11 protein-coding genes and 1 pseudogene are annotated in these 8,964 nt (G+C 47.2%); 7 read left to right on the top strand and 5 right to left on the bottom strand.

Annotated elements, in window-relative coordinates; genetic code table 11:
• Positions 1–369: 369 nt before the first annotated feature.
• Entirely contained in the window at positions 370–537 is a 168-nt protein-coding gene (locus ACQRA4_RS13070; RefSeq protein ID WP_427823501.1) for a hypothetical protein, read from the top strand.
• Positions 538–617: 80 nt separating this feature from the next.
• Here the strand turns inward: ACQRA4_RS13070 and ACQRA4_RS13065 are convergent, their stop codons facing one another.
• Positions 618–959 carry a hypothetical protein gene (locus tag ACQRA4_RS13065; RefSeq protein ID WP_427823500.1) on the bottom strand — a complete coding sequence of 114 codons (342 nt, stop codon included), beginning with the start codon at positions 957–959 and terminating at the stop codon, positions 618–620.
• 41 nt (positions 960–1,000) lie between these two features.
• Complete coding sequence (locus tag ACQRA4_RS13060) at positions 1,001–1,204, bottom strand: hypothetical protein (RefSeq protein ID WP_427823499.1); 204 nt, start codon at positions 1,202–1,204, stop codon at positions 1,001–1,003.
• Positions 1,205–1,236: 32 nt separating this feature from the next.
• Between ACQRA4_RS13060 and ACQRA4_RS13055 the strand changes: the two genes are divergently transcribed.
• The 3 genes and pseudogenes from ACQRA4_RS13055 to ACQRA4_RS13045 all read left to right on the top strand — a co-directional run.
• Positions 1,237–1,743 (top strand): plasmid mobilization protein, encoded by a 507-nt coding sequence (locus ACQRA4_RS13055; RefSeq protein WP_427823498.1) that lies wholly within the window; start codon positions 1,237–1,239, stop codon positions 1,741–1,743.
• Entirely contained in the window at positions 1,740–3,194 is a 1,455-nt protein-coding gene (gene traI / locus ACQRA4_RS13050; protein WP_427823497.1) for a TraI/MobA(P) family conjugative relaxase, read from the top strand. Before ACQRA4_RS13055 ends, traI begins: the two co-directional genes overlap by 4 nt.
• Before the next feature lie 392 nt (positions 3,195–3,586).
• Positions 3,587–3,919, top strand: a pseudogene (locus ACQRA4_RS13045) (transposase); the annotation flags it as partial.
• Here ACQRA4_RS13045 and ACQRA4_RS13040 read toward each other — a convergent pair.
• The 3 genes from ACQRA4_RS13040 to ACQRA4_RS13030 are packed head-to-tail and all read right to left on the bottom strand — an operon-like array spanning position 3,916 to position 5,442.
• Positions 3,916–4,317: a BglII/BstYI family type II restriction endonuclease gene (locus ACQRA4_RS13040; RefSeq protein WP_427823496.1), complete on the bottom strand. Its 402-nt coding sequence runs from the start codon at positions 4,315–4,317 to the stop codon at positions 3,916–3,918. The pseudogene ACQRA4_RS13045 and the gene ACQRA4_RS13040 overlap by 4 nt on opposite strands.
• Positions 4,304–4,498: a hypothetical protein gene (locus ACQRA4_RS13035; RefSeq protein WP_427823495.1), complete on the bottom strand. Its 195-nt coding sequence runs from the start codon at positions 4,496–4,498 to the stop codon at positions 4,304–4,306. The genes ACQRA4_RS13040 and ACQRA4_RS13035 overlap by 14 nt, the downstream gene beginning before the upstream one ends.
• A complete protein-coding gene (locus ACQRA4_RS13030; protein ID WP_427823494.1) occupies positions 4,495–5,442 on the bottom strand; it encodes a DNA-methyltransferase in 948 nt (315 codons plus the stop codon). The genes ACQRA4_RS13035 and ACQRA4_RS13030 overlap by 4 nt, the downstream gene beginning before the upstream one ends.
• Before the next feature lie 906 nt (positions 5,443–6,348).
• Between ACQRA4_RS13030 and ACQRA4_RS13025 the strand changes: the two genes are divergently transcribed.
• The 3 genes from ACQRA4_RS13025 to ACQRA4_RS13015 form a co-directional block, all read left to right on the top strand.
• The gene (locus tag ACQRA4_RS13025) at positions 6,349–8,340 is read left to right on the top strand and encodes an STY4851/ECs_5259 family protein (protein WP_427823493.1); all 1,992 of its coding nucleotides are present in this window, start codon (positions 6,349–6,351) and stop codon (positions 8,338–8,340) included.
• On the top strand, positions 8,337–8,495 hold the full coding sequence (locus ACQRA4_RS13020; protein ID WP_427823492.1) for a hypothetical protein: 159 nt from the start codon (positions 8,337–8,339) through the stop codon (positions 8,493–8,495). Before ACQRA4_RS13025 ends, ACQRA4_RS13020 begins: the two co-directional genes overlap by 4 nt.
• A gap of 20 nt (positions 8,496–8,515) precedes the next feature.
• The coding region (locus ACQRA4_RS13015) for a DEAD/DEAH box helicase (protein ID WP_427823491.1) at positions 8,516–8,964 on the top strand (449 nt) is incomplete at its 3' end.

Here is an 8,964-nt window from a genome sequence, read left to right as displayed (position 1 = left end):
TCATGACCCTTTTTAAAATGTAAATAAATATAGAATATTATATATACATATGTTCAATAAGTAAAAATAACTCCATTTTTGGTGAGCCTCCAAAAATATTTAAAAGTAATGTTCTTACAAGATAAAAATCTACCATTGTCCAATATTCCCCAATTTAATCCAATAAATTGATACAAGTGGCAAGATGTAGTTTTCCGTTTCTCGTGAACCAATGACATACGCGAAAAATAGGGGTTTATATTGGGAGTTCTTTCTATATGCTATTTAATAAAATTATTATATATCAATAAGTTATAACTATAATGAGTAGATTATCTGACAGGATTACGCGATACAGCCAATCAGAAAAAGCAATCTAAAGGAGGAAACATGAACGAGGACGCCATGAATGACCATGATATTTGTGTCTCCATTGGAAAAATCGAAAAAGAATCCCAGCTAACAACCAGAGATACCGGCTGGAGCGAGGAGGAAAAGGAACACATGCGACAGGCCGGTTATGATGATATGGACATGATTCGGGCGTGGTACAGCTAAACTCATTGCTACTTTTTGATCTGAAATAAAACACCCGTTCGGCGGCGTGATCAGAACACATTCTGACCACGCCGTCATTCTTATTGGGCTACATCGCCGAGCGCGGCTTTGGGAGGAAACGCCGCCGGAGTGAAAACGCGCGTATCCTTGGCAAGACGAGGGGTTGTGTCTGTTTCCGATTCCTCTGAGGAGCCTACCTCTCTCGATCCGTCAGGGTTTGTCAGCACTTCTCGCAGCCTGGCAAGCGGAACCGATACTCCGGCATCCGCCATCAAATCCCGTATGTCCCGCAGCGTGTAGCCCTGCCGTATGGCCTTTTTGATGTCGTTGACCAGAAATTCCGCAACTTCCCCGCGAGTCTTCCCCGCCTCTTTTACCGGCAGATTGCGGAGCTTTCTCCGGGCGGCCTCTATTTGTTCCATTGTGTAACGCCGAGCCGTTGCCATAAGTATCACCTTCCTTGTCAAAATTCTTCCTCCTTTTCCCATACTACAGTGAATACTTTATTGACAACTTTTCTCACCGGATAAATGCGTACCAAACTGGATAAATACGGACAATTCCTTTTTTGCACTTTTTCATCTTCTAACCCTATTGCCGCCGGAACGTATTGTTCAAGGAAAAACAATACCGTCTTTTTGTCTTTTTCTCTGGCCTTCAAGCGCATTTTTCATCTATGCTTGCGCCAAAAGAGGAAGCATGGCGCAACTGATGCGCCAGCCAAAGCGTGAAGGTAGTGTTCCAAAGACTGAGAAGCGTTCTTCTTTACAGGATGATAGCTGGCTGACGCCAGCTACTCTCCTGCCAAAGGCTTCGCCTCTGGACTCCAGGAGAGCGTTCGGCGCTGCGCTTCTCACGCTCGCAAAAAGGCAGGAAAGGCAGATGGAAAAGCGGAAGGCGGCAAACAGATTTCAGAGGCGACGGACGCTCAGGCTTACCGATGAAGAGGACGAGAGAATCGCCCGGCAGGCCGCGACCGCCGGAATCTCCATTTCCGAATACATGCGGCGGCTGTTCTTCGGCGGCAGGCCCATCATTGCCAGAACGGACGACCAAACCATCCGGGAATTGCGGCGGCTTGGGGGGCTGCTCAAGCATCATTTTGACGTGGTGAAGCGGACGGGAAACGCGGCCACTCTCGCGGAACTGGACGCCGCCTTGCGGGAAGTCCGGCGAGCTATTGAAGCCCTGAGCGAAAGAAGATGATTGTCAAAAAGATCAAACGCACCAACTTCAAGAAATCCAAGTCCACCATGATTGGCGGTCTGGTGGACTATATCCTTGCCGAACACGACGACAGGGGTAAGGACAAACTCGCCTATGCCGGAAGCAGAAATTTCCTGACCTCGACCGTCGCCGCGCAGAAAAGGGAGATGATTTCTCTTGCCGAGGAATCCATCCAGAGCAAGATGCCGGTCACGCACTGGATCCTGTCATGGCAGGAAAACGAACAGCCTTCCCGCGAACAGGTGGATGAGGCGGTCAGTCTCTTTCTCCGGGGAATGGGCTTGGCCGAACATCAGACGATCTACGCCCTGCACAAGAACACGGGCAATTATCACCTCCATATTGCCGTAAACCGGACGCATCCTTACACGCAGAAAGTTATTCAGCCGCACAGAGGTTTCGATATCGAGGCGGCGCACAAGATTGTTGCCGAAATTGAGCACAGGCAGGGATGGGCATCGCAGATGAATGCCCGCTATCGCGTCAATGAACAGGGATATGTGGTCAAAAAACTCCAGCGGCGGGAACAGGTAAAACCCAAACCCAAGGCCGAGGACTTTGAAAGCGCCACGGGCGAAAAGTCCGCACAGCGCATTGTCCAGGAACGCGGCCATGCCGTCATCCAGAACGCCTCATGTTGGGAAGAACTTCACGCCGGGCTGGATGCCGTTGGTCTGCGTTTTTCCCGCAAAGGCTCCGGTGCGGTGATTTTCGTGGGCGACACGGCGGTCAAGGCGTCCAGCGTGGACAGGAATTTCAGCATGTCCAGGCTGTGCAAGCGGCTTGGCGAGTTCAAGCCCGGCTACTACTCTCAGCGGACATTCCACAAGCTCGCTCCGGAGCCGGTCAGTCACGTTTGCCGGAAGGAATGGCAGGAGTATCAGAAGGAGCGGCAGAGACTGGCCGAAGAAATACGTCTCGCTGAAAAGAAACAGGAGGAGGAACGGGAAGCGCTGGAACGGCGGCAGAAGGAGCGCCGGAAGGCGGCAACGGTGCGTCTTGCTTCGCACGGGCTTTCCGTATTGAACATTGCCCGGCATTTCCTGAAAGAACAGGAACGGAAAGAAAAAGCGGCGTTGCGGGACAGGCAGTCTCAAGCAGAAAAACCGGAACGGCTTCCCCGCTTCAAGCATTGGCTGGGCAAACGCAGTCCGCATCTTGGCAATCTCTGGCGTTTCCGCAAACGGATTGCTCCCGGCGTGGAAGTCAGGAAACGCGAGTTCCCCAGGGTCGGCACACTGGCTTCCCCGTATGCCGCCTACCGGGAAATGGTTAAAAAGCGTTTTCCCGAGAAGATGGATGAATCACGGCTGGATGCGGTCATTGCCTTGTACATGCGCTGTGCCGGATACACGCGGCAGGAAGTTGCCAACGAAGTATTCAGACACACCCCCGCCAGCCCCACGGGCAGAACCATGATGAACGGATAGACTACGGGCGCAGGGTGGTCTGGTACGCCTTCGGCACGGCGGGAGATATTGATATTGCAAATGTCAATCCTACACCGGAACAGATTCAGAAGTTCAACAGAGAGGTAAATTCTATCGCAGGAGAAGAAATTGGATCGGCTCGGTTCAGAGTCCGTCTACGATAATCCACGCGAGACAGCATGTCGAAATATTTACTGATTATCCATTTTATATTTAAACACATCCTGCTTGCACAAAACAGGCCTGAATCAGATGTGGGCGGGAGCGAAATAGCCGAATTGCTTTTCGTAGCCCTTTTCCGAGAGCTTTCAAATTGGAAAATATCTGATTCTTCAAGCACATTCTTTTCAGATAATTCCAGACCCCTTCCTCAGGATTCATATCCGGGCAATATCGAGGAGCGAGTTGAGCCGGACAATATCGTGTCCACCGATACATTCAAGGGATATAATGCCTTGGGCATCAGTGTTTTTCATCACCACCGAATCAATCATTTAAGCCGGCTTACAGAACAAGCTAACCATATCAATGGGATAGAAAACTTTTGGAATCAGGCGAAAAGGCATTTGCAACGCTTCAACGGCATTAAGCCCGGACATTTTTATTGGTTCCTGAAGGAGTGTGAATGGCGGTTCAATGGAGGCAATCATCGGAAACTCTTATCCCAGCTAATTCATTGGGTTAATGAGGCCAAAAATCTTAGCGAGAACAGCCCCTTAATTTAAGCATCAATGCCAATAATATAAACAGGTATATCTATATTTGACACACCTCTTTTCGTTAGGTCCCATGCAAATTGCTCAAAATACGATACACCTGTACTCATTTCGTCAGCAAAATGCTTAACTGGTACTATTTCGATACCTGTATCAATTTTACCTAGATTATGAAAAATAGTCATTTTTGCACATACATTATAGACCATAAAAGCATACTTCCCGAATTGCACCTCTATTCCTAATCTCTTTCCTTCCTTTAAAAAATCCATATCTCTAAATGGTTTACTTGATTGGCGCTGATTTGATGATATATATCCATCTAGGTACGTCCCATAAATATAATCACATTGTACAGAATAATTATTCCATCCATATTTATGGAATTCATCCTTAAAAAAAAACATTCAATTTTCGAGGTGAATAGAGAATTTTACCAGGCATTGTCTTTTCATGACTTTCTTTTGTTCTGCAGGATTCCGCATCAACATTTTCTATTACTTTTTTAATTTCAAACAGTTCATCTGAATATTTGGTATACACAGAATTTTTTCCGCCATTGAAATCAAATTCTGCTACGCTCCTCATATCAAGACTCCTTGTTGGTCTTCCCAACTTTTGGGTATTTGAGAAACCTTTTCTCTGCCTGTCGGCTGGAATATTTTTTTTCCAATGGGACGTGTCTTAAGTTCTCCGTTTTTTAATTTTGTTAATCTTTGAGAAGCAATTTTTATATATTCCGGTTCAATCTCAATCATCATTCCCTTGTGGTTGTTTTTTACTGCTGCAATAACTGCAGAACCAACTCCCCCGAATGGGTCTAGAACCCAATCATTTTCATCAGTACATGCAAGGACACATCGCTCTATTAATTCTACTGGAAATTGGCAAGGATGCGTTATTTTTTCTGGATGATTACTTTTTACATTAGGAATATCAATAATTCCTTCTTCTATTTCAGAACAAATCTTATCCCAAAAGTCTGATGGATTTTTCCCAAGCGGATTACCACTTGGTAATCCCTTCTTAGGGCCTTTATAATGAAGTTTCCCGGGGTATTTTGATGGAATTCTTACAGAATCTAGATTAAATTTATAATTATCTGATTTTGTGAACCATATAAGTGTCTCGTATCTCCCAGAAAATCTATTTTTACAGTGTAGACCATGATCAAAATGCCATATAATCCTATTCCTTAATTTAAACCCAAGACTTTTAAAAATTGGATAAAAGTAAATATCAAGTGGATACACTTCTCCACTATCAATAAAATTCCCTATTTGCCATATGATACTACCATTATCTACAAGTTTATCGGATAATTCAATAATTACTTTTTTTTGCCATGATAGATAATCTTCAAGCGGTTGTTTCTTTTCATAAACCTTACCAATATTATACGGGGGTGAGGTTATAATAAGATTAAAAATTTTTTGAGGGAGGGTTTTAACAGTATCTAGTGTATCACCAAGAGCAAGAACAGCGTCTGCGTTTTCTTGATAATTCTTAGTGACATTAATTTCTTTATGCACTAATAGCATTGCTTTAGGTCTTTATGGTTTTCAACATGTTTCGCTCTGCAGTACAGTAATAATAAGTCCTTCCACTGGTCGCGAATGGGACGAGTTCTCATCTCCGTGGAATAAACGCCTTCGGACGCCTTTCCAAATTTATTGCTGACTAGAACTCATTTTATAATTCAGCCCAAGGACTGAATTATGAAGATTCTCCGCTAAAAACGTGGTGTTGACTCACTCACGGGCTTTTTGCGCCGCGCCAGACTTTCGGCTGATGCTATAAGTTATTTCATACGAATTATGAAATAACTTATAATAATTTTAATGGTTAGATTGTAAATGACGACACCACCTAGTCACAATTATTATGGCGTTGTTCCCTTGATTCTGCAGTGTTCTGCTCCCTCTTTGGGAAATTCAATTCCATCGCGCTACGCCGTGACCGTTTTCCGTTTGCGCTGTGCCGACGCATAGGCCAGAGGGGTAGCCGTGCAAAAAAGTTTATAGTCTGTTTCGCTGATTAACTCAATATCGACGCCATCCCCCTCATGGCAAAATCACTTTAAATTAAAACTTATTGAAATTATTGAATATTAGTGAATTGAGGTTTAAATTTAACATTTATATTTTCTTGTAATATCAGCTTGTTGTCAAATTAGATGATTTTGCCCTGCATTCCCCCTCTACCTTCCCTCTCCCTCACGATTCTTGTACAAAACAATCCAGTAACGCCCGGTAATATCCCAATTTTTTTAGGGTAGCTGCCGGGGTATTTTTTTGCAAATTTATTTTTATACATGATATATCAATAGGTTATATCTCAAAATTTATTGATGTGTACAAACAGGCATATCTATCGCATGAAAAAACCTGGTCGTCTAAAAAAAGACAACCTCGATTTTTTTTATACGCACCTCTGAGTTGATCAGTGAAGAGTACGACTGGAGCAGAGACAACCGTTTCTGGGATGTGGAAATGCTTCAACCCTCACTGGCATTCCGCGGCCTTCCCAAGGCTGTTGTTTCTACGGGCGGCACGAAAAAAATTCCGCACGGCAAAATGCTGCAAAAAACAGCGGGAATGGAAGATTTTGCCCTGTTTTCTTCCTCTAATGCGCCTGTTGGTGTCACGCAGGTATGGTTCAAAGGTGACAATGGTGCCAGCCTGCGCAGTCGTATGCTTCTTCTGCCCATGAAGGCCTCTATTAACCTGTCTACAGATGCGGAGGGGAATGGCCGTCTGTGTCTTGAGAACTGGAACGCCGAAACAGCTATCTTCGATCAGCCGCAGACAGGACTGGAACTTGCCTGCCGCCCTCAGGGAGACAGCCTTGAACTTGCCTTTAAAACTTTGCCCGGTCATGTGCCCCCAGCTACCGTGGATATTCGGGTGTCTTGGAGGAATAGTCCCCAGTCCGCGCGTATTCGTGTTCCCTTTCCCCAGACAGGTGCCCGTCTCTTCAACGCCGAAGGTCAGGAAATTCTTTCAAACAGACAAATCTGCGCATTGCATCTTCACGGTCTGCGCCTGTACTGTTTCAGCATGAGAGTGCATCATACCACGCTTCGCCTTTCCCTGCACGGCAAAAAACTGGACTATCCATTGGAAACTCATGAGCCCTGCACGGTCATCCGCCTTATGGACTGGCAGAATGCCCTTCTGGAAATGCTCGCCTTGACAAAGGGGCTGGACGACCAAGTATCGCTCGATATTCTTTTTGATGGTCAGAAAGTAGCGGGCTGGAACGTAGCCCGCTACGAATCCTGTCTTGTCCCGAAGGAAACGAAAGCCGTGCTCGACCTCTCCGAGTACGGAACCCGACCTTTACAAGGCTATGCCATGAAGGCTTTGCTGCTCGACCACCCGGAACTCGGTCCGATGCTGCTTGAGGAAACCCTGCGCGAAGACGGCACTGCTTCGGGCGAGTGGGAGCTTTCAGAGGTGCTGGACAGGCCTGGTCCCTGGCTCATTTTTGATGATACGGAAGGCACTTTCCTGCGTCCTCTGCTATGGACAGTGAACGGCGACGTTGACGGAACGCCCCGCAACTGCCTTCAGGCCGCTATTGCCGAAACGAACAGAGAATTCCGGCAACAGGCATTTTCCTCCTGCATAGCCGTCATGGAGCAAAGTCTCGATGCGCCGGAATGGACGACCCTTCTTGCGCTTTTCAATTGTGTGAAGAATCTACCGCTTTCCACGCTGGAAGTCTGGCAGACCCTTCTTCGTTTCCCACGCATCATGGCCATGATCGCCCTGCATCCGGAAATCTCTTTTCAAGATTTTACATCCAGAGTCGATACGGAACTTCCCTTTCTGTGGAACTTTGTTTCCCGGCAAGACTGGAGTGTAGCCAGCCAGTGCGTCAAACACTATTTTGAAAAACTCATTCCCGGCAATGTGGCCTTCGGCATCTGGCAGGATCATATGCAGAAGACAATGGAAAATCTTGGTTCATGCTGTCCGTCCGTCAATGCACTCGTACACATCGCCATTCCACTGCCCTGCCATGAACAGGAATTGAAAAAAATAGAATGCCTTACCCTAGCAACTACACAAAAAATACTTTTCCAGGATGATCGCTCCGTTATGCAGGCACTGCTGCATGCTCATGCCAATGACTATTGGCCGACGGAATTTGAGTCACGCGTTAACCATGAGAGGCATAACGACGATGCCAGACAGTTTTTATCTTTCTCGCAGGGATATAGAAACAGCGTGATCGGTCTGCCCGTTCTGCTTACGCTTCAGTCTTTTGAGCCGCGATTCGCTTTCCTCCCCGTTCCACCCGACCAGAACACTGCTTTTCACATCCGTGAACATCTTCATTTCGACACTGAATGGTTCGAGCAGGCGTCTACCCTCACTGCCTGCGGCTGCGCATCGGAACGCTTTATCATAAAGGAATCATGAGCATGTCTCTGTCGTATTTTTCCAGAGTTCTGCCTCGCCTTCAGGAACGCATCCGGCAGGATGTGCCCTCCGCGCTGCCGCTGAGTAATGATTCTCTGCGCCGCTGTCTGGACGCCATGCTTTCCTGCGCGCCGGGTGGTGAAGGAAGCTCATAAGCGACCCGGCATTTGAAGCCATGTTCGGCTGGAAACAGGCAGATCTCAGCATGGCCGACCTTGCAGGGAACCTGCTGGATGAACGCTTGGCCCGCTGCCTCAACGAGCCGCCCGAGGAACTGCGGCAGGACTACCAGTTCCCGTCTTCTCGCAGGCCATACACACATCAGCTTGAAGCCTGGAAAACTCTTTGCGGGAAGGAACCTTCCTCCGCCGTCATCAGCAGCGGCACGGGATCGGGGAAAACGGAATGCTTCATGATTCCCATCCTCGACAGACTGGCTAGACAGAGCACGGCCCAGGGCACCCCTCTGGAAGGTATACGTGCCCTGTTTCTCTATCCGCTCAACGCGCTCATCAGTAGCCAGAGGGACCGGCTCGATGCCTGGACGCGGGGCTTTGACGGCAACGTGCGCTTCTGCCTCTACAACGGGAAGACTCCCCAAAGTTTGCCTGGCCATGAAAAAAA

This window comes from Desulfovibrio sp. SGI.169 (assembly GCF_050313595.1).
Lineage (GTDB): Bacteria > Desulfobacterota > Desulfovibrionia > Desulfovibrionales > Desulfovibrionaceae > Desulfovibrio.
The sequence above is the reverse complement of the archived record's forward strand: the minus strand, read 5'-3'. Positions and strand labels throughout refer to the sequence as shown.

Excerpts from the sequence above, each read along its gene's own strand:
- ACQRA4_RS13065 (WP_427823500.1), bottom strand. The coding sequence starts at position 959 with ATGGAACAAATAGAGGCCGCCCGGAGAAAGCTCCGCAATCTGCCGGTA.
- ACQRA4_RS13060 (WP_427823499.1), bottom strand. The coding sequence starts at position 1,204 with ATGCGCTTGAAGGCCAGAGAAAAAGACAAAAAGACGGTATTGTTTTTC.
- ACQRA4_RS13055 (WP_427823498.1), top strand. The coding sequence starts at position 1,237 with ATGGCGCAACTGATGCGCCAGCCAAAGCGTGAAGGTAGTGTTCCAAAG.
- ACQRA4_RS13070 (WP_427823501.1), top strand. The coding sequence starts at position 370 with ATGAACGAGGACGCCATGAATGACCATGATATTTGTGTCTCCATTGGA.
- ACQRA4_RS13035 (WP_427823495.1), bottom strand. The coding sequence starts at position 4,498 with ATGAGGAGCGTAGCAGAATTTGATTTCAATGGCGGAAAAAATTCTGTG.
- traI (WP_427823497.1), top strand. The coding sequence starts at position 1,740 with ATGATTGTCAAAAAGATCAAACGCACCAACTTCAAGAAATCCAAGTCC.
- ACQRA4_RS13020 (WP_427823492.1), top strand. The coding sequence starts at position 8,337 with ATGAGCATGTCTCTGTCGTATTTTTCCAGAGTTCTGCCTCGCCTTCAG.
- ACQRA4_RS13040 (WP_427823496.1), bottom strand. The coding sequence starts at position 4,317 with ATGTTTTTTTTTAAGGATGAATTCCATAAATATGGATGGAATAATTAT.